At 59.1% G+C, this 20,069-nt stretch carries 18 protein-coding genes and 1 pseudogene; 8 read left to right on the top strand and 11 right to left on the bottom strand.

All coding sequences use genetic code 11. The annotated features are described in order from the left end of the window. Positions 1 to 196: 196 nt before the first annotated feature. Both DU484_RS07660 and DU484_RS20740 read left to right on the top strand, forming a co-directional pair. Entirely contained in the window at positions 197 to 766 is a 570-nt protein-coding gene (locus tag DU484_RS07660) for a DUF7342 family protein (protein WP_114605590.1), read from the top strand. Continuing rightward, positions 759 to 1,196 (top strand): hypothetical protein, encoded by a 438-nt coding sequence (locus DU484_RS20740; RefSeq protein WP_114605589.1) that lies wholly within the window; start codon positions 759 to 761, stop codon positions 1,194 to 1,196. Before DU484_RS07660 ends, DU484_RS20740 begins: the two co-directional genes overlap by 8 nt. Positions 1,197 to 1,240: 44 nt before the next feature. Here the strand turns inward: DU484_RS20740 and DU484_RS07650 are convergent, their stop codons facing one another. The 3 genes from DU484_RS07650 to DU484_RS20370 all read right to left on the bottom strand — a co-directional run bounded on the left by DU484_RS07650 (position 1,241) and on the right by DU484_RS20370 (position 2,985). After that, entirely contained in the window at positions 1,241 to 1,636 is a 396-nt protein-coding gene (locus DU484_RS07650; protein WP_114605588.1) for a hypothetical protein, read from the bottom strand. Between the two features lie 133 nt (positions 1,637 to 1,769). Beyond that, positions 1,770 to 2,648 carry an RNA-guided endonuclease InsQ/TnpB family protein gene (locus tag DU484_RS07645; RefSeq protein WP_262342897.1) on the bottom strand — a complete coding sequence of 293 codons (879 nt, stop codon included), beginning with the start codon at positions 2,646 to 2,648 and terminating at the stop codon, positions 1,770 to 1,772. After that, positions 2,608 to 2,985 carry a hypothetical protein gene (locus DU484_RS20370; RefSeq protein WP_262342896.1) on the bottom strand — a complete coding sequence of 126 codons (378 nt, stop codon included), beginning with the start codon at positions 2,983 to 2,985 and terminating at the stop codon, positions 2,608 to 2,610. The genes DU484_RS07645 and DU484_RS20370 overlap by 41 nt, the downstream gene beginning before the upstream one ends. A 133-nt stretch (positions 2,986 to 3,118) precedes the next feature. On the opposite strand from DU484_RS20370, the pseudogene DU484_RS07640 reads away from it, so the two are divergent. Next, positions 3,119 to 3,394 (top strand): annotated as a pseudogene (locus DU484_RS07640) (zinc ribbon domain-containing protein); the annotation flags it as partial. A 117-nt stretch (positions 3,395 to 3,511) separates the two neighbouring features. On the opposite strand, the gene DU484_RS07635 reads toward DU484_RS07640, so the two are convergent. From DU484_RS07635 to DU484_RS07615, 5 genes are all read right to left on the bottom strand, one after another. Continuing rightward, positions 3,512 to 3,961, bottom strand: coding sequence for an HVO_A0114 family putative DNA-binding protein (locus tag DU484_RS07635; protein WP_187347783.1), 450 nt, complete (start codon positions 3,959 to 3,961; stop codon positions 3,512 to 3,514). Between the two features lie 24 nt (positions 3,962 to 3,985). Continuing rightward, positions 3,986 to 4,324: a toxin-antitoxin system TumE family protein gene (locus DU484_RS07630; RefSeq protein ID WP_114605587.1), complete on the bottom strand. Its 339-nt coding sequence runs from the start codon at positions 4,322 to 4,324 to the stop codon at positions 3,986 to 3,988. 35 nt (positions 4,325 to 4,359) lie between these two features. Next, positions 4,360 to 4,623, bottom strand: a complete 264-nt coding sequence (locus DU484_RS07625; protein WP_114605586.1) for a hypothetical protein — start codon at positions 4,621 to 4,623, stop codon at positions 4,360 to 4,362. Further along, positions 4,616 to 4,954, bottom strand: coding sequence for a hypothetical protein (locus tag DU484_RS07620; protein ID WP_114605585.1), 339 nt, complete (start codon positions 4,952 to 4,954; stop codon positions 4,616 to 4,618). Before DU484_RS07620 ends, DU484_RS07625 begins: the two co-directional genes overlap by 8 nt. A gap of 149 nt (positions 4,955 to 5,103) precedes the next feature. Further along, positions 5,104 to 5,496, bottom strand: coding sequence for a PIN domain-containing protein (locus tag DU484_RS07615; protein ID WP_114605584.1), 393 nt, complete (start codon positions 5,494 to 5,496; stop codon positions 5,104 to 5,106). A 148-nt stretch (positions 5,497 to 5,644) separates the two neighbouring features. Between DU484_RS07615 and DU484_RS07610 the strand changes: the two genes are divergently transcribed. Continuing rightward, the gene (locus DU484_RS07610) at positions 5,645 to 6,901 is read left to right on the top strand and encodes an RNA-guided endonuclease InsQ/TnpB family protein (RefSeq protein ID WP_114605583.1); all 1,257 of its coding nucleotides are present in this window, start codon (positions 5,645 to 5,647) and stop codon (positions 6,899 to 6,901) included. Here DU484_RS07610 and DU484_RS20610 read toward each other — a convergent pair. Both DU484_RS20610 and DU484_RS07600 read right to left on the bottom strand, forming a co-directional pair. After that, positions 6,825 to 8,426: a phage NrS-1 polymerase family protein gene (locus DU484_RS20610; RefSeq protein ID WP_157969538.1), complete on the bottom strand. Its 1,602-nt coding sequence runs from the start codon at positions 8,424 to 8,426 to the stop codon at positions 6,825 to 6,827. The two genes, DU484_RS07610 and DU484_RS20610, sit on opposite strands and share 77 nt — an antisense overlap. A gap of 257 nt (positions 8,427 to 8,683) precedes the next feature. Next, on the bottom strand, positions 8,684 to 12,814 hold the full coding sequence (locus tag DU484_RS07600) for a hypothetical protein (RefSeq protein ID WP_114605581.1): 4,131 nt from the start codon (positions 12,812 to 12,814) through the stop codon (positions 8,684 to 8,686). 2,253 nt (positions 12,815 to 15,067) lie between these two features. Between DU484_RS07600 and DU484_RS07595 the strand changes: the two genes are divergently transcribed. After that, positions 15,068 to 17,350 (top strand): hypothetical protein, encoded by a 2,283-nt coding sequence (locus DU484_RS07595; protein ID WP_157969537.1) that lies wholly within the window; start codon positions 15,068 to 15,070, stop codon positions 17,348 to 17,350. 134 nt (positions 17,351 to 17,484) lie between these two features. On the opposite strand, the gene DU484_RS07590 is transcribed toward DU484_RS07595, so the two are convergent. Further along, positions 17,485 to 17,691 (bottom strand): type II toxin-antitoxin system HicB family antitoxin, encoded by a 207-nt coding sequence (locus DU484_RS07590; RefSeq protein ID WP_114585476.1) that lies wholly within the window; start codon positions 17,689 to 17,691, stop codon positions 17,485 to 17,487. A 704-nt stretch (positions 17,692 to 18,395) separates the two neighbouring features. Between DU484_RS07590 and DU484_RS07585 the strand changes: the two genes are divergently transcribed. From DU484_RS07585 to DU484_RS20360, 3 genes are read left to right on the top strand one after another with little or no spacing between them, the layout of a single operon-like run. Further along, complete coding sequence (locus DU484_RS07585) at positions 18,396 to 18,545, top strand: DUF2080 family transposase-associated protein (RefSeq protein ID WP_114585475.1); 150 nt, start codon at positions 18,396 to 18,398, stop codon at positions 18,543 to 18,545. Between the two features lie 3 nt (positions 18,546 to 18,548). Next, positions 18,549 to 19,778, top strand: coding sequence for an RNA-guided endonuclease InsQ/TnpB family protein (locus tag DU484_RS07580; protein ID WP_114585474.1), 1,230 nt, complete (start codon positions 18,549 to 18,551; stop codon positions 19,776 to 19,778). Positions 19,779 to 19,820: 42 nt separating this feature from the next. Further along, on the top strand, positions 19,821 to 20,039 hold the full coding sequence (locus DU484_RS20360) for a hypothetical protein (RefSeq protein ID WP_262342895.1): 219 nt from the start codon (positions 19,821 to 19,823) through the stop codon (positions 20,037 to 20,039). The last annotated feature ends 30 nt before the right edge of the window (positions 20,040 to 20,069 follow it).

Genomic DNA, 20,069 nt, shown 5'->3' with positions numbered 1-20,069 from the left:
GAGATGGCACGTATTCACTTCACGTCGCCGTGAAGAAAGGAATCGAACCAGATTCTAGCGACGACGAATCCGAGAACGGAGTGGTTCTCGGTGGAAACCACAACGTCGATGGCTACAGCCACTCGAAACAGAAATAATCCAGTGCTCGTTAAATATAAATCGCTTTAGGCGGTAGCTCCAAGTACGGACTTCACAAATGGATATCACCAACATTCCCGATGAGGCGTACGCTGGCGACGAATCACCGCCCGATTCCGGCGAACTAGAGTCACTGGAATCGCTCCTCACGGGCGGACCGATCCGCGAGCGGCTTCTTGATGTCGTCACTGGGCTTCGAACCCCCGCGAAGGTCTCCGAGATCGCTGACCTCGCTGGCTGCGATACCGAGACTGCCCGAGACTATCTAGCGTGGTTTGACGAGATGGGAATGGTCCACCGCTACGGCGGCCGCCCTGTCCGGTACGAACGGAACGATGCGTACTTCCAGTGGCGACGCATCGACCAGATCCGCGAAGGATACAGCGATCAGGAGATCGTCGGGGCGCTCTCAGACGCCATCGAACAGATCGAAGAATACAGATCCCAGTTCGACGCAGACGATCCCGACGATGTCTCCCTCGTCGAAGCGAGTCGGAATATGGCAACCGAGGACGCGTGGGAGGCACTTTCTGAGTGGAAGACGCTCGAACGCAGAGCGGCCCTGCTTGACGCGGCGCGACGTGGCTACCCGGCCCTCAGGAAAGGCCCAGATCATATCGATGCCTGACTCCCCGGCCGAACCGCCCAGTACTGGCCCCATCGATGCCGAGATTCTCGATCGGATTGCCACTCACCTCGCCCGGAGTGCTCGATTCGACGACGTCCGAGTACGCCCATCGTATGCGCCGAACGCTGTCGTCGCGGATTACGATCTCGGCTACTTCCCAGGTGGGATCACGCGTGCGTACCTTCGAATCCGGTGGTTCGAAACCGACGACTTCAGTATCCATTACTCCGAGCAATATCGGACGAGGGACTCGTGGGAGTGCCGCTGGGATCGTCACCCAAACGATCACAATACCCGCGAACACTTCCACCCACCTCCAGATACACCAACCCTAGGCGAAGACAGTGACTATCCAGTGGAGTGGCGGAAGGTGCTCGCAACCGTACTCACTCGTCTCGACAATCGGATAGAGGCTTTCTGGGAGACATGAGATTGCTCCGATGGGCCGGTCACGTGTCGACGCCGAGTACCGCTTCACGACCATCGGCGCCAGAGCCACCGCTTCAGCCGTGACGGTCCGTCGTCGTCGGATGGTACGTCCGCTGTCTCGCGGTCCAACTCGGATGGCCTAAGCGTGTGCTTCGTGGACTCGCCAGCATCCCGGGTACTGAGACGGAGCTCCTCGCTATCGAGAGGTCCCTCAGGCGGGGCAGCAGGTTCGCCTGGAGGATCGATATCGTGCGTTGCGAGTGCGTTCTCAAGCGGGACGCTACTATGGCCTGACAACTCACGGGAGTGGATATCAAGCGCGATGCGGTACCATCGAAGCCGTGTTTCAAGAGCCACGATCCGCTGTTCGTAGGCGTCGAGTTGCGCCTGTTGGCGCTTCAGCTTGATTGCCAGCCGCTGGACATCCTCAACCGCATCCATCTCGATTGGCTGTGCTGCACTGTCCCCAGACGGCCGCGTTGTACTGTCACTAGACGCTTCGGTGGAATGATTCCGATTTGATTCGTAAATCGCCTCGGGGTCAAGCCCCGAGGCTTTCGCGTGGACTCCCGTTCTATGCCCCAGTAGAGGCAGGGGGGACGTACTCCCCGCTCACGTTCAGCGTCCCGCGATTCAAGCGCACATCTACGGGTGCGCCTCCATCGTTTGCATTTTGCCGACGACGGAGATACTGCAAACCGATGTTCTTCGCAGCGTTGTAATCCGCGTGATTCTCGTACCCACACTTCTGACACTCGAACGACTCTTGGTGGCGGTTGTCGTCGTGGGTAAACCCACACGTCGAGCAACGCTTCGACGTGTTACGCGGGTCAACCTGCACAGCTTCGATGCGGTGTTCTTCGGCCTTGTATTCGACGTACTCGTAGAGGCGTCGGAACGCCCAGACGTGTTGCCACATCGCCTCGGGGATGTTCTTCCGAATGTGGGTCAAATCCTCGAACACGATATGCGAACAGTCGCTCTCGACGGCCTCCTCAATGATCTCGTTCGCCACAGTGTGTAGGTGTATCTCGAAACGTCCGTACTCTTTCTGCCCGACGTTCTCAATGTTCTCGTGGGCATAACGAGAACCACATTGTTGGAGTGATCCACGGCGTTTTTCGTATTCTCGACGCCAGTGGTTGAACTCGTCTGCCGACCAGAATCGCCCCGTTGAAGCAACGGCGAAGCTATTCACACCCAAATCCACACCGAGGACTGTTCTGTGCTCGGACTCGGATTCGGACGATTCCTCGCCTGCTTCGACCTTTCGCATCGAGGCGTGGAGATACCAGTCACCGTCGCGGTACTGTAAGTGCGCCATCCGAAACTCGAAGTCCCCGTCGGAGACGTACTTCGTTGGCGGCGTCTCCGAGCCGTCGGGAAGGATGTAGTCGCACGCAACGCGCCCGTCAACGGTGGAGGGATACGTGGTCGCGGTGGAACGTTGCACTTCGTTTGTCGTACACCGCGCTGTCTGCCGAAAAATACGGTTGCGACGTGTTTTCTCCACGTTTGAGCCGTTCGACTCCGCTTTTGACGGCTTCGACAGCTCTGCGAATCCCTTTCTGGACGAGATTTGCGGTGAGGTCGGTTTCGTCGCGGAGTTGGTCGTAGAGGGCACGTTCCGCTTTGGCTTTCGAGGTGACGTGGTATCCGTCGTCGCCGTGCCAGCACCAGTCGCTCGCGGTGTTGGCGCAGTATTTGAATTGCTCGACAGTCTCTTCGAGGAGCGAGTCGGCCCCTTCGGGAGTGTCGAGTTTGATGACGGCGGTGCGACGGTATTCCACTATATATTCACATATATGGCTGGTGTTACTTATACATTTACCAGTCGGCCTGCCATCGTGACGTGATTTGTGTCATCAGTGGCTGGCTTCCTCCCCGACCTCAAGGGTCGGGGCATCCGCCTTGCCGATCTGTGAACACTCCTGTCCCGCCTGCGGGTTTGAGGCGGACAGGGACGCGAACGCGGCGTGGAACATTCTTTCTCGCGGCCTCAAAGACGTAGGAGGGGGATACTCCGAATCAACGTCCCCAGAAATCGAAGATTTCTGGTGTGCGAACGAATCGCTTTGCGATTCGTTAACGCCTGTGGAGACTGCGCTCCCTGTGGATATCTCGGTATCTGCAAAGCGCGTTGTGGAAGCAGGAAGCCCTACCCTCAAGGAGCGAACGGCGTCAGCCGTGAGCGAGTAGGGTAGGGTAGTTCACAAACTGGTTCATCCACGCGACAGGCGAGTTCTCTACGTCATGGGCCTTCCAGTCGTCGATTGTGCCGGTTTCGGCATCGTGAAGCTTGTCAAAGCGCCGGGTTTACGGCGCGGCAGTGGCCGTGTCGCCAGCCTCTGGATCGAACGGGAGGTTGATGACGAGTTCGTCGAACCAGACGACCGGGCGCTTACTCTGGCCGTCTTCCTCGAAGAAGATGATGCCCAGCTGGGCGAGCCAGCTGAGTTCCTCGTGGACGTTCTTCACGTCCCGGTCAACGACCCGTGCAGTCTCGTTGATGCTGGCTGGCTCTTCCCGGCGGATGGCTTCGATGAGATCGAGGACGCGCGGCGTCAGCGTCTCCATCAGATCGTCGTAGCTGGTGAACGAGAGCGTCGGCGTGGAATCCACCACGTCGCCCCGTTCGAGCGTCTCGATCCCGTCGGTGACGTCGTCGTGGAACTCACTGGACGACTTTACAGTCACGACGAGGGTTGATTCGGCCCGAAGCTGTTCGCGCTCCATCGGGTGCAGCGGCGGCGTGGTATCGTTCATGGGTATCACCGTGGTGTGATGGGCTCACTTGACCTCGAACTCGGATTTCGGGATTTCGCTCCAGAACCGGTCCCAGAGTTCGACCATCCCGGGGAACGTGATGATGTCTGGGTTGGGGGCCGGTGCAACGTGCAGTTCGTGCCCTTTGGTGTCCTCGTGCGAGTTGTCGTACCGACGGATCGTCCCATCGTCAAGCGTGCGGGGCGGGTCCGGCTCCGTCGCACCGTAGTGGAGCTTGTAGGCCCACCCAGACGGGTACGCGTCACGGTCTGTCCGCATGCAGAACACGCGGACGACAGTCCCGTCGGGGTACTTTCGCCCCTCGTTCACGCCATTGAGGTCGTCGTCGGTCAGTGAGGCCATCCTCACCTATTGGTACACGGGCCAATACGATAGGTCTATTGGTCTGGGGAACAATAGCAGTCGTCGCACTCCCAATACTCATACGAGTCCTCGTCACCAGTCCATTTCACCACGTTGTGTCCCACCCGTTCGCCTGTCTGCTTGTATTCTCCGTCGCTGTCTTCATCAGGGACAGTAAATTCGCCGAAGTAGTGGCCTCCCTGGTATGTGTTGTCCTCGTAGACCGTGATTTCGATTGTCTTGCCACACTCTATGCAGTCTCGTTCGATTGTGCGTTTCTCTCCGTCCCCATCACTCATTTTTCGAGTCCTCACTCGGCCGTTCCTCAAGCATCTCCTGAAGGCGGTATGCCTCACCATGGGCGACAGGGTACATCGTGGCCCGAACCAGACTGAGTACCCTTTCAGCCTGTGCTACGAGTTCTGGATCTGGATGATCGGACTCATCAATGTCGCACAGGTTCTCTTTGCTTGCTGTGTTTCCCTCGGCGATGTCCTCAATCCCGCGAAGGACACCCTCAGGTACCTCGGGCCGCTCTTCGTTTTCGCCGTCATCCTCACAGTCGTCACACGTCATCTTCGGGGCGTTCCCGCAGTTGCTCTTCAGACAGTCCTCCGAGCAGTTCTTCATCGTCGATCGTCACTCGGAGCCCGTCATCTTGAACCCCTTCTACGCAGACATTCGGGAGAGATGTTCTTCTGACCATTCACGAGCAAAGCGGTCGAAATCCGTATCTATACGAAATCGCAAGACTGCAAGAGAGTTTCAACAAGGCCAACCTAGTAGGTCTCGACTGGCACACCCAACACTTCGAAATCTTCGACGTTGTCTGTCAGGACCGCGTCGTCAAGGACGTCGGCCATCGCGGCGATGTACCCGCCGTTCGCCCCGACGCCAGCGTTCCCTCCACAGTCGTCTGCCGCCGCGAGTAGTTTTCCGGCTTTCCACGCGATCTCTTCGTCAACGTCGATGCGCGGGTACCCAAGGATGCGATTCCGCACCGCCTTCTCGGAGGTATTGCTGCGGGCCGTAAACACGCCGTAGTAGATCTCAGCGACTACCGGAGTTGGCAACCACTGCATCTCACCGTCCTCAGCGAGTTCCGTGCCCTTCGAGAACGCATCCGGGTCCTCCGCCATCAGGTCGAAGAGATACGAGGAATCAATGATCATTCATCCGTCCCTCGCTTTCAACTGAAACGGTAGCGCGGAGTCCCCCTCCGCAAGGAGCGACCGAAGGGAACAAGTAGGGAGGAGAGGAGCGCGTTCGTATAGGATACGAACACTATTTTTTAAGCAGCCACCTGCATACATTGAATATGTGGCAGACGACTACGTGCGTCGGACAGCAATCACCCGCCTCTCAGTGGATGGTGAGCAACGCGAGTTGCTAGAGGAAACCATCTCCGAGTGGAAGCGTGGGTGCCAACTCGCTACGGACATGGCGTGGGGCAAATGCGACGCCAAAAGCGACGTACAGCCCCTCGCCTACGACACCGTCCGCGAAGACACCGACCTCAGGAGTCAGCACGCGATTCTCGCCACCCACCAGGCCGCACAAGCCATCACCGGCTGTCTCGAACGCCGGTCAAAAGGCAAGAAGGTGAGCAAGCCCACCTTCACTGCACCGACCGTGAAATACGACACTCGAACGATGACACTGTTTGACGACGATACGGTGTCCCTCTCCACCACGGAGAGTCGCGTCCGGTGTGACCTTGCTCTCCCTGACGCCGACGACGGCTACCAACGGCAGTACCTCGACTCCGAGGAGTGGAGCGTCACGGAAAGTACGCTCACTGCCCGCGACGGCGACTACTTTTTGCATATCGGTTTCCGCCGACACAAGAACGATACCGAACGGAACACCGCCAAGGACGGAACGGTTCTCGGGGTTGACCTCGGTATCGAAAACCTCGCCGTTACGAGTACCGCCTACTTCTTTAGCGGGCGAGAACTAACCCATGACCTCCGCGAGTTTGAGAAGGTACGCGCTGGACTCCAACAGACCGGGACGAGAAGCGCCCACCGAACGCTTGACCAGTCCAGTGGTCGGGAACTTCGCTACGTCAGAGACGTGCTTCACCGAGCGTCGAACGCCATTATTGCGGAAGCACTCCGGTACGAGTGCGACGTGATCGCGTTCGAGGACTTAACCCATATCCGCGACCGTACGGGAGCGTCGTGGGGCCACAAGTGGGCGTTCCGAACGCTCTACGAGCAAGTGGAGTACAAAGCTGAAGCCGAAGGTATCTCGGTGAAACAAGTTGGTTCGGCGTACACATCAAAGCGGTGCGCCGAGTGCGGATTCACGGCTGACGAGAATCGACCGACTCGCAACGACTTCAGATGCGTGAAGTGCGAGTCGGAGGCGAACGCGGATTACAACGCCGCGAAGAATATTGGACTGCGGTATGTCCGTCGGGGCCAACAGTCGTCTCGACGAACGGGCAACAGTCAGCTTGCCCTAAAGTCTGGAACAGTGACGCCGAGTGGCGGATTCATCGCCCACCCTGACGGGGTCGAGGCCGAGGACACGGACAAGCCCCACCCTCAACGAGCGAACCCGTCAGGGTGAGCGAAGTAGGGTGGGGTAGTTGACTATCGTACGTAGCGCTCTCGACCTCAGGTGAGTCGTCGGAAAAAGACGCGTCGCTGGACTGGTGATTGAGCGCGATCCGGTACAACCGAAGGTGTGTTTCGAGGTCCGCGATCCGCTCCTCGTAGGCGTCAAGTTGCGCCTGTTGGCGCTTCACCGTGGTGGCCAGCCGCTGGGCATCCTCAACCGCGGTCATATCGATTGGCTGCGCTGCACGATTGGCAGACGGCCGCGTTGCACTGTCCCCGGACGCGTCCGTGGAAGGATTCCGGGGTAGTTCGAGAGGAGATTGGGAGATATCGGTTCGTCCAGTCGGTTCCTTCGGAGCCGGCCACTGGCTCGCGTTGGTATCCGCTCCAGAGCCACCGCCTGGAGGAGTATAGTAGTCATTGAGTTTCAGCAACGTCCGAGCAATACAGACATTTCCATAGGTCGCCCCATTGGCGTAGTGACGCCGGTCCCACTTCTCGCGCATCAACCCGGACTCACGGAACAGTCGATCAATTCGCTCAGGATCGCCGCCCGTCCAGAAGGCCAAATAAAAGCACAGCCCCATATCGGCCTCAGACTGCGAAGGATACCGGCTGTCCCGCCCGCACCACAGCGAGCTATCGCCGTCCAAGAGTGCCTGGATAGTCCGGCCACTTTTCGAGGCTGTTGCCCGCCTGAGCAGTTCCGTATCGGAGAGATTCACGCCAGGACCGGCAGCCTCGTCGATCGTTCGGGGGATCGGTTCAGGAAGGTCGTTCAGCGACAGCCCGTGCAGCGCTGCCTCAAGCGCTGGATCGTCCACTACTGAAAAATCATGGGCGGACGGTCCGTGAGTCTCTGAGTTTGGACCACTCAGACGAGTGGATGATGATCTTCTAGTTACCTCCGCTTCATCCACCTCGGTCTGTGACGGACGATTTGTTGCCATCTCCGGCAGCGTCGTGGCCTCGTCCATGTCGCCGGCGGTTTGGACGTAGTCATGATGCACGGCTTGCAGAGCATCCTGTCGACGAGCGATATCTTCGCGCGTCTCGGGCACGTGAGAACCGGTCACGGTGAAAAACCGATCCCGATCATACATCTCGACATCACCCCGGCGATTCCGTCCCGGGTGAAGTTCACCCTTGACGAGGACGTGGATGCCCGTTCCCGAGGGAGAGACCTCCGTGTAAGAGTCCAGTCGGTCGATAATGTCGACAGCCCACGGCTCCAAGTCTCCACTCTCAGCGTCGCGACAGTTGTCCAGGTCAACGCCGACGATCTCCGCCTCGGGGTCGAACACGAATCCGACCCCGTCGGTGCGGAAAGCGCTCTCGCGATGATACGTGAGTGCGGTCTCGAAATCCCGCCATGTTCCAGAGTCGGTCACGCTCGCGAGCGGGTTGCCACTAGTCCGGTACGGTTTGATCGGGACCTTCGTCGGCTTGCCGTCGCGCTCGTCCTCGCGCCAACAAATCCACTGCTCGAACGACCGGATTGTATCAGGAATCTTACTGTCGGTGACAGTGTTCATCGACATAGATGTAATTGGGTGCTCACCAGCATTTCTCGGCCTGGTTGACCCGTTCGCGAAGCGGCTGGTTCTTCAGTATCTTTTCCTTCGAGCGTTGCTCCCCGGGGTGGACTAGTCCAAAATGGGCGGCGGCGGTGAGAGAGAGCAGATTTGTGCGCGTTCCCAATACCCTACCTAAGCCAGTCTTTCGGTGAACTAGTCCAGTAACGCGCCAGATCGGCCGAGAAAAGCTATTGAGCGCACTCAGAGCGCCGCAACTAGTCAATGGCTGCATCTCCTGATTCGGCGTCGAAATTCCGCACGGCTTCGACGATGTCGCTCCCACTGTGGACCTGCCACTCGCTGTGTTCGCCGAAGACGACGTCTGCGATACGTGTATGATTCTGGAGAGATTTTGGCGGCACCGTGTCGACTCGTCCGGCGTCGTGGAGCGCCCGGACGAGGTCATGGGTGACGGTGATGTCTTTCACGATCCAGTGTTTGGTGACCCCATCGTACTGGGCAAAGTCGTCATAGTGTTTGATCACCCGTTCAGGCTTGACAACCGTGATGACTTCCCCGATTGCGGTGAGGTTCTGCTGGCCGCCCGGAAGGTCAACGAAGCCGGCCACGTCGAACACCATTCCGCCGCCCATCGGTTCGTAATACTTCTCGACATGGTGACCCTCCGTCTGTTCGAGATATCGGGCAAAACACTCAGTGAATACCTTGTGGTGGACCTTCTCGTGAAGGTCACCGTAATCACGGCCGGTGTAGAGTTTGCGGTCGACCGCCTGCTGCCCTTTTTTTGTGACGTAGTAGTACTTCCGGGTCCCGACGTAGGGATTTTCGAGATAGCCTTCCGCAACCAGTTTGTCTTCGTCGATATTGCTTCCCGAGCGGTTCCGGATCGTGGTCATCGAGTCGGTGAGCTCATAGCCGTCGAGTTCGCCGTTGAACGCCGCGATCACGTTCCGGAGGAATCGGCGCTCGTGTTCGGTCAGCGCGTCTCCCGAGATACTCCCGCTGGCGTCCGTCGGTGAAGTATCGGTGTTCGACGGCGGAGAATCGCTGCGAGACGAGTCCGATCCCGATCGGTCTGCATCGCGAGGTCGATCAGGTGTCTCGCCGGCAGGGCTGTCTGTCGCGTCCGGCGTGGGTGCGGTGCCGGTTCCGATAACGGTTCCGTACTGATTCGAGGCACCACCTGGCCGAGACTGCCGCTCATCGTCAGTCCCTCCCTTCTGTGTTCCGCGGTCGCCAGACGAAGACGCGTCGTCGGCATCTGTACTCTCCGGGTCAGTGTCGATATCAGCCTCTGCCTCAGCGTGTTCGACCGGCATCGGCGCATCTTCGTCGCCACTCTCGGAGTTCGTGGCGCCGACCCCCCAGCGGGCGGCGCGCTGTGCGGCGTCAGGGGGACAGTTCACGCCCGGCAGCAGGCAGTAGGTGAACCGAGTGCGTGACCACTGAATGTAGTCGGCCTCCTGATAGGTTTGTCCGGGACTGTCCGGATTAGCAGGATCAGCGCGATGCGTCCCGGCGTCAACGGGGTCGTCACTGTCACTATGCCCAAGTGGTATCGGGAGTGGTTTGAGCGTCACCAGTTCCGGCGTGTCGGTCATAAACCCCGTATCGGGGAGCTGGGCCAGCCACTCGCCACGCGGAAGGGAGGCGATCCGGTTGGCCAGTCCCTCCGCGTCGAGTCCCTCGTGGAATAGCGTGGCCGCGAGTTCGTCGTCGATGGCGAGCTTGCCGATGAGCTTGGTGTTGATATTCCGGAGGATCTCTTGGTACGCCCGCGTATCCAGCGCGTCACGCTTGACCTGTGCTGGGAAGTGAACGATCACCTCGAAGGCGAGGGCGAACTCCCGAGCGTCGGGGATCATCTCATCACGGACCAGACTGGCCTGTAAGATCGGCGCCGCCTCGTCAATAATCAGATTGACGCAGTAGCCGTCGGCAGGGCCGGGTACCCCTCGGCCCCATCGCTTGCGAAGTCGAACCCACGACCAGAGACAATCGAGGAGCAAGACGGTGAAGAGGTTGCTGGAGGCAGGCCGAAGGTCGCCCGTGTCGATAAGGACGACTTTCCGCGAATCGAGGATAGCGTCTAGATCGAACAGCATCTGGCCGTCGGTGTAGGCCTGTGCATCCTCATCCCATTCGGGGACGAAATTGAGCAGCCGCCAGATGAAATCTCGCTCGCGAAGCTTCGTGATGCGGTTCATGACGGCGTCGATCGAGGTGGTGAACCGACGCTCTTCGGCGTCAAAATGCCGCGTGAGTGTCGCCTCCAGTTCGGGATCACTCACCTCGGGCACACGGCGTTCAGTCTGCATCCAGCGGGCCGCTGAGAGCAGATCGCTGATGGCGAACGCGTCGTCGCCGTGAATCGGGTCAAACAGCGCGGCGATCAGATTCGAGAGGATTTCATGTGCGACGAACGCTTGGGTGTGTTGTTCCTCGCCCAGGACGTATGTGAGTAGCTCGTTGTAGCGGTCGATTTTCTCCTGGACGGCGGTCTCACGGGAGACGCCAGCGGCGAGTTGCGGCCGAATATCGAAAAACGGGAATGCCGGCAGTTCACCATTCGGCCCGGGAACTGGCAGGTGGATGATATCGTCGAGATCGCCAAATCGATGGAAGTGGGCCTGCTTGTACTCGCTAGTCATACTGCCGCCCTTCTTGTCAAAGATGAAGATCGGGCCGTCGAGTTCCTCGTACGCAGTGAGCGCGTCATTGATCATCGCGGTCGTCTTGCCACTGCCCGTCGTTGAGGCGCGGAGAATATGATGAACGAGCTGTTCGGCGGTGAGGTGGACGGGGATGTTTGGTCGAGAGAGCGCGGCTGTTTCAGCCTCGCCAAGACACATACCATGGTCGAATGTGCCGAGCAGTTCCTCGTTAGTGGCCGTCAGTGGCGACCGCACGTCGGGCGTCCCCCCAGAAGCTCCGCGACTTGCTTTGGGGAGAGCATCCGTACTTGGGACAGTCACGAAATTCGCGAGTTCGTCCGGGCTCGCAACTATGACCGGCGAGTCGTCCCTGAAGCGGGTCCAGAATCCACCCTGGCCAAATCCCGCGTCGACGAGCTGCTCGTACTCGCGCTCATCCTCGCCGAGGACGCTGCCCTCAATGCCGTAATAGGGACCACTGAGGGCGGCAAACGCGCCCGTCAGCCCGCCGATAACGGCTCTGTCGCCCGCAGCACGGATGGAGACATCGAATGTCACAGCGGGCTGTTTGAGATCGATCTGGCCCATCCGGCTATGCTGAGTGGACTGCCCGCTCGTGTCCGGCCCGCTGATCGTGCCGCCGATCTGTTCGGGTGTATCCGGGCGGTGACGCTGGCGTCGCTCCTCCTCGGAAGTGCCGAGGAGCACGGCGGCCGCCTCCTGTGTGAACGCACTCCACAGACCCGTCGTTCCCATCTTCAGGTTGCGCTTGTGTTGTTCGGCGTCTTTCGTCCAATCACGTTTGGGGGTGAACACCACCTGGTAGACGAGCGGGTCGTCAGTCGCAAGTGCCTGTTCGAGGAGAACGCTCAACGGCGAGCGGTACCCATCGTCGGCGTCGAGGGAGAGTTCACTGAACCGGGAGAGTAAGGTCATCCAATCGTTGTTCTTTGCTTCGACACCATGCCATCGGATGAGGTCGGCCGTGGCAGCCTCTTCGAGAGCGGGGTCAGTCTCGCCTTCGAGGGGAGCTTGGACATCACCATCGACCAGTTCGAATCCGTCCAATTGGTCGAGTTCATCGATGCCCTCGAAGGCAGCGAGTTGGGCGCTCGTTTCACCGTCGGCAGTCGGGTCGAACACCTCACTCACTGAAAAGGGCACAATCTCGAAACGGAACGACTCGGGGTACATCGCTCGAACGTTCGCCGCGAGCGTCTCGAAGGCCTCGCGTTCGTATGGATGGACACCGAGATAGAAATCAAACCGCTGGGTGTGGCGTGGTTTGTGGATTAGAAACTCGAAGCTGAAGTGCGTCCTGACGGACGAGAGCCGCCGTTCGAGGCCGAATGGTAGCTGTCGGCCGCTCCCCGTCCGGTAGAGTCCGTATAGCGCCTTGACGATGTGGCCAGGAGTGACCTGCTCGCGGGCCGGCGTGATCTTGATAAACGGTCGCGTCGTCTCGTCCGGCTCGGTCGTAGCGGATGCATTCGATGATCCCTCAGCAGTGTGTGTATCTTCGCCGAGATTCGGGTGGGTATTGGACGTCTCATGGGTCTCTGGGCCACTGCCGATCTGGCCTGCAGACGCAGACGGGGAGATGTCCTCGCTGTCGGCATTGCACTGCAGTGAGTCTGTCTCCTGAAGCCGGGTCTTGACCGCTCGACGGAGTTCGTCGTCACTAACGGACGGGATCCGTCCGTGACGGTCCGATCGATCCCAGTCGCTCATCGGCACTCCTCCGTCCGTATCCGCTGGCCAGACTGCGTGCTATTTTTCTGGCTTTCAGTTGATACGACAAGGCGTTGAATACACAGTAGATCCGTGGATAGTGTGTGGCAAAGGATCGGCAGGTTACGGAAGTTCGAGGAGAAAGCCTCGCCGTTCACGGCGGGGATGAATCCGCCAACACCGTCACAACCGCCGGAATTAAGCCCCGTGACAGCGTATTGTGCGGTAAGCACAGCGGGCAAAAACTGGCGGTTGGATTGGGGTCTGCCCGGATGACGAAGGCTACCACACCGTCCCCGAGAGGGCGTCTCCGAGGCCGTGGCGACACGGCAGGCAAAAAGCAACCCTCGCCCGATTGTGCCTGCCCACTGTGGCACGAAGGGCAGGCAGGCCGATGGCACGGCCCGTGCCCGGACGCAGGGAAACCTGCGACCGGGGGCACCCCCGCCGTCTCCCCGAGACGAACGGGATGCACGGTGCAAGCGGATACCGCGTCCGAACGGACGCCGAACACGCCACACCCCTCGCGGGGCCGACGTATCGCGCACGAACCCGGTATCGCCTTGCTGGACCCCGTTCGGCGGGCGAGAAGTTGCCAGCGGGGATGTGGGACTGGCCCGCCGTCCCACGGTGGAATCCTCGCGCTTCAGCGCGGGGAGGATGTCAACCAAGGATTGGCCGGAAGAGAGAGATGAATGCTCTAACCCGGAGGCGGCGATCACCATCGCAGGCCCATCCATTGTCAACGTCATGTGACTCTCGGTGCGCTGGGGGCGTCACTCGTCGCGATCCACATATCCAATCCACGCATGAGAATGGGTAAGCCAGCGTATTCTAGTGTGAGGAAGGGAGCAGTATCCAGACGATCAAGGGTCGTCCTCCACCTCGCCGTTGTGCCACCACCATCACGCATCGGCGTCTGTGCCGCGACTCTATTAGCAAGGAGTAGGACGGTGCTGAAAACGCGGTTACAGCTCACGGCCGATTTCGGGTATTCACGCTGAATCGATAGTCGTCCAAGTGTGTGTTTTGCGATCATCTCACGCCTGTCGTTCGCAGCCACCCGTTATATTTGCTCCAACAGTGCGCACTGCGCACGTGTACTCGCTGCGCACATTGGCGAGTGAAATCGATCAACTAACTGAATTAGGTACGCTCCACATCGAGATCGGTGCCGAACTGTCCGTGGGATAATCGAGAGATGGCAAACGACTCCCACCTAATAATAGCGACTGCTAGCAACAGCACGTAACACGGAACGTACGGATTCATCCCACGGCTAAAGCCGTGGGCTTTCTCCTGTACCTTCTCTAATGGAGAGAACTATGCGCGGATCTAACACTTAGTCAGAGATAGCTGAACGTAGGTATGAGGGTCGGGGCTGCCCGCGAAACCCTCCTTCTGGCCGAAACTGGGTGAGGAACTACCGTCGCTCGGATTCACCGCCCGGATTTTGAAGTCAATTGGCCGTTGCTTATCCTTGAGAGACGGTTGCCCTCGGATACAACAGTTAGTACTCTCATGCTGACATTATTCGTCGGCGCAACGACGCTACGCGACTTGTTGTCCGCCGGACTACGTCGGACGACCACGTTGGAGTCGCTGTGGAGTTCGTATCCCCACCTGCGGTTCGAAAACCAGCCGTCTGCTCCGCGATTCGTCGACAATTGGTGTCCGGCCGCCGAACACATTTGCAATGAACACGTGGGTGGGATGGGTTCGACCAGGATGCCGTCCGCAGTGGCTGTCCATTCGAGACTGTCCTAGAATTCGCGACATACCCCGTTGTGCATCTGTCGCGTGGGGCCGCCATTCCCATTTTCGATTCGGCGACATCGGTGTCGCACCGGTCGAGGTTAGTACATCGTTGAGTTTGAGAGTGCTGATAGCAGTCGGTATGTTAGGTCCAGTACGGGCGCAGTCTGTGAGTTTTGTTGAGAATAGGTACTCAAGAGAAGTCGGTGTGGAACATGATGGATATAGTAGGTATTGGCGTATTCCCATCGCTGCATTTGCACCCGCGGAGCCGGATCGAAGCCCGCAGTTCGAATCCTCGCAGCTAACTATATACACTCTAGCGGCGATACGGGTGGCGGTGCAGGATCGTATGCAGTTCGCGTCTCACCCCCACTCAATCCGCTCACCGGCGCCTTGCCGTCCGCCTCGAACGCCGAGGGCGCGACGCAACGAGGCAGTCGCCTCAGCAAGCGTCACGCTCCAGTCCCGGCAGCGCAACAACCACCAAGATTCAGCATGAGCAAATCCCCATCGCGACCAACCGGAGACGACACACCTGAGGAGCCAGCACGAACAGTCGAGGGACCGGTCTTCAGCGAACAGCCCCGCCGCGAAATGGCGCTTCGACTCTGCTTACCGGGACGTGACACTGTCGATCATCAACTCTCGCCGGAGACAGCCTTCCCGCTGACGAATACGCTGATCAAGGGGCTCTCTCAGCCACCACACGTCAAAGAGCTTGAAGTGCTTGCCATCTCGGGTGAACAACAACTGGAGTATTTCATCACGCCACGACTGGAGTCGGCCCCGATAGCCTCGCGAGCCGTGCCATTCCAACAGTCGCTATCCGAGTATAGCTCGGAGACGCCGACCGTCCCTGACAGCACGACCGACAAGCTCGCCGGGGTAGCTTCGAAACACTTGCCAGAAGAACTGGGGATCGAACTCTGCGATGTGGATCTCAGATCGATCCGGATGTGGCCGGTGACGACCGGGCGCGTTCTCTTAGAGACGAACGGCGCGCTTCGGCAATCCCACTTCGACTGGAATGATCCGTTCGTCGAAACGGTGAGACACTTAGCTGCGACGGCGCGACCGTTCGTCGTTCAACTCCTCGTCGGTTCCGGGTCGCGTGCGAAGTACGTCGCGACACTCCGGTATGCAATCCTTCATCCGAACTACGCGATCGCTTCGGGGCGCGACGAGAGTGAGCATCTCGACACGGGGAGACAGCATCCGATCGAGCACATCTGGCAGAACGCTGGCCTCCGGACGAACTACGACTTGCCAATCTCGGAGTTCGCCTCACCCGGGCTGTGGGCATCCCATCTCTATTGGCGAGCGCTAGAGCCTGAAGATCAGAAACCACGGCTGCGCAAACGGCAGTACATGGAACGTTCAGATTCACGGACAGCGCTCGACCTCTATACGGGCACGACCGAGTATCGGGCACTGTTCCATGGGCGGCCAAGTTCGAATAAACTCTACGAGAAGCTCGGCTTTCACGCCCGAATTCCGCTCAACGACTACACGCTCCGCTTGTTCGGTGCCGTCGTGCCGTTGTATTATACTGAATCGCCGTGGGACAGCGTTCCGGGGCGGGCAGCCCCCGTGATCACGACGCGCGCAGTAATTCGGCAAGCGCCCGGAACGGAACACTCGCATGGGCACACAAGTCGGTCGTCCTCGACAGACCACACCTCCGGAGTGACCGTCAACACTGGCAGTGAGGGCCACGATCAACTCCTGCGATTCGCCGTCGAGTACTTCCGCGGCCAGGGTGACGATGCCTGGATCGAAACCCAAGATGGCACGTCCATACCAGATGGCGGACATCAACCAATCGATGGCAGAGTGCGAACGATCGAAGTCGAATTTTCGAGTCTCTCGAAGCCTGCAAATCCCCTGACCAACTACGCTCGTGCAGTCGCAGCAGACCGGCCAGTCGAATTCGTCGTGACGAATCAGCAGAAAGCACGCCGGCTATCGGAGATGCTTCGCCAGCCATGGAAGGACGTAACTGATACTGGAGTTCATCTGCACACACAGACCGCGACAGTCCACCTTCCGACCGGACAGATTCCCGTGGTGCCTGCGAAAGGGGACGAGTCCAACTGGTATCTCGACGCGACCGGTGAACTCACACTACGTGATAAGACGGGTGTGGTACTAGCGAGCGGATCAGCCACTGAATCGGTGTGTACCCTCGAATACGACAATCCTCGATACGAGTACAGTGAAAGTGACGAGTCCCATCGCATCGTCACTGCCGACGGTGTGACGAAAGCGACCTATCGGACTCGGAGCCAACTCTTGGATAAGTGGACGCTCGTCCACACCCCGTTTGTCCCTGGGCACCTCCACTGCCTGTCGGGTGTGTACATATACTATCAGTCGGGCGACGAACTCGTCGAATTCGACATCCAGGCCAGTTGGGACCGGACCGCAGAGTCGGCAACGGAGCGCTTCCGCGGCGGTCTGCGAGAGTTCGTCGAGACGTACACCACGGAAGCGCCCGGTGAGTCGATACTGTATTCGACCTTTCAGGAAGAGTGCCAATCGCTGTTTGCCGTACGGTCACACCATGAGCCACCGAACAAGACACATATTGGGCGAGCGCTCCCCGACGCTGTTGCTGTTGACGACCCGAGCGCCAGCGACCGGAAGATACGCGATCGCACGCTCCTGTATCCACCCGGACTACGCTCACCTGATTTGCCGTTTCACAAGCAGGGAGGGGATGAAAGTAATCCAGATACTGCCGATACTGCCAGTGGGGAACTCGACGAAGAGGACTAAAACCTGCCCTGAAGAGCGAGGAGGATGTCAACGGGAATCCGTCTGACCCAGTCGTCGTGGTCAGTGGCTGACTGGCGATGCCAAACCGCTGTTACACAAGATCGTTAATCGCGTCGAGGAACGCTTGGAAGTCCTCAGCTCCGGCCTGTTCGGCGATGCTCTTCAGCGTCAGGGACTGGCCGCTCGTGGAGCACTAGTGCCTCAGCGAGATTCGCGAGCGCTTCGGCCCGCGTTTTCCCCTGGCTCGCGACACCCGTCTCCTCATCGCGAGCGACGTACCACTCGTCCTCAAGGGAGAGCGATACGTCGCCAGCGTCGTCGGAGTCGTGGGCCTGACTCATACTAACCACATCGTGGCTATTGGTGATATGCCTTCAGGACAACGTCGACGAACCTCGCATCGGCCCTCGGTGCGAGACTGCTCACCTGTGAACGTGCGGCGGTGCCGCGAAGGCGGCGTCTAATTCGCAGCCAGTCGTGATAGTATACCAGACACATATCGGTACCTGACTCGTGACGATGAGATTTTCTGCGGATTTCGAGCCATCTCCGTGGGATTCAGGCGACACTTGATAACAGATAATCCGTCGCAGGGGTGCACAGGATGGGCAATCGGCGGTGGCGAAGCCGTCGCAGGTACCATGCAGGAGGAGTCGTCAGTCGATTCTCACCTCCATCGGTTCCCCCATCGGGACACTCGCTGAATGCCGGACGAATTGGATGGCCCCGTATTGCGGCACGGACCGTCGAGCACCGGTTCTATCTATCCTCCTGCCCGATCGACTCGCCGGCCCCACGACAGTGGTCGGTAAGACACGTCTCGGCCGAATCGATCGAATCGGGGCATACAGATTGGATCAGTCCGTATGGTCGGATTTAACTGTAATTAGGCGCTAAGTCCCCTTCCTTAAGGAGCAACGCAGGGAGCGAAGCGACCGAGTAGCGCAGTAGGGAGGGGATACAGCGCCGCACGATTCTCAAACACGTTCGCTGCTCGGCCCACAGGCCACCCCCACCTTTATGTCTATCCAAAGTCTATACATCGGTGATGGATAGGTTTGAAATCGAAGGAGAAGAAGTCCTCGACGGAACTGCAAAACCGTCGGGAAATAGTGCCCACGTCATCGTCCCCAAACGCTGGCGTGGAGCCGACGTGAAAGTCGTCCGCGTCTCCGACCCCGACTCTGACGAATAGCCTATGCACTACAACTACAAGTATCGACTCAACCCGTCAGAAGCCCTCGAAGAGGAGCTTCTGCACCACGTCGATACTTGTAGGCAACTGTACAATCACGTCCACCACCTGCTCAACGAGGCAGACGACATTCCCGCTCGCTACGAGGTGCAGGGGCGACTCCCCGACCTCAAAACGTGGTGGGACGACCTCGGAGATGTCCACTCGAAAGTTCTCCAGATGGTCGTCAAGCGCGTCTACGACAACCTCTCAACGCTCAAAGCACAGAAGGAGAACGGACGCGCCGTGGGGATGCTCAAGTGGAAACCACCTCGGGAGTATCGGTCGCTCACCTACAACCAGTCCGGCTTCGAACTCAAGAACACGAGTGGTCGGCCCACGTTGTGGTTGAGCAAGATCGGCGAGATCCCGATTCACCTCCACCGAGACATCCCTGAGAACGCGACCATCAAACAAGTCGCGGTCAAACGCGAACCCACGGGCGAGTGGTATGCCACGTTCGGTATCGACGTGGACGAGGATACACCAGAGATGCTGGAGAACCCCGAGAGGGTGGTCGGAATCGACGTGGGCATCCTCAAGTACGCACACGACACCGACGGGTACGCCATCAAAAGCCCTGACTTCATCGAGGAGCGCAAACGACTCGAATGCGCTCAACGCGATCTCTCGCGGAAGGAACACGGCTCTGAGAATTGGGAGAAACAGCGGCAGGTCGTTGCCGAACGACACGCCAACCTCAAGCGGAAGCGTCGGGACTTCCTTCACAAGTTGTCGAACTACTACGCCCGAGAGTACGACCTCGTGGCTGTGGAGGACTTGGACGCGAAGGGGTTGGTCGAACTGCCGGGCAACTCGCGGAACCGGGCAGGAGCGGCTTGGGGGACGTTTCTGCGGATGCTCGAATACAAGTGCGAGCGCGAAGGGACGTACTTCGTCGCAGTTGATCCGAAAGATACGACGAAGGAGTGCGCGTCCTGCGGCGTCAAGACGGACAAGCCGCTGTGGGTTCGCGAACACTCGTGTCCGTCGTGTGGGTTCGAGGCGGACAGGGACGCGAATGCGGCGTGGAATATTCTTTCTCGCGGTCTCGAAGACGTAGGAGTGGGATACTCCGAATCAACGCCTGTGGAGACTGCGCTCCCTGTGGACACCGTTGTGTCTGCAAAGCGCGTCGTGGAAACAGGAAGCCCCACCCTCAAGGAGCGAACCGCGTCAGCGGTGAGCGAGTAGGGTGGGGTAGTTCACTTGCGTACTGTACTTATGCGGAGTCGAATGCCGACGGTTCCGAACTCGCTAGCCGCATTTATCGAGCGCGGGGAGACGCGTGATCTGTCGCTGGCCGTCGTCAACCGAACGCGCCCACGACCGATCCAGCACATGCTGGAGGAGACGTTCGACGAGCGAACAGTCGGCGTAGAGGAACTCGATCTGCCGGACGCGGCCGAGAACGTGGTCGTGTTGCTCGACGACGACGACGTCGTCGCCTCCTAGCCGCTCGAAGCGCTCGAACGGGAACTACTC

Source organism: Haloplanus rubicundus (assembly GCF_003342675.1).
In the GTDB taxonomy this organism is placed as follows: domain Archaea; phylum Halobacteriota; class Halobacteria; order Halobacteriales; family Haloferacaceae; genus Haloplanus; species Haloplanus rubicundus.
Note: the sequence above shows the minus strand (reverse complement) of the source record. Positions and strands in the feature narration are given on the sequence as shown.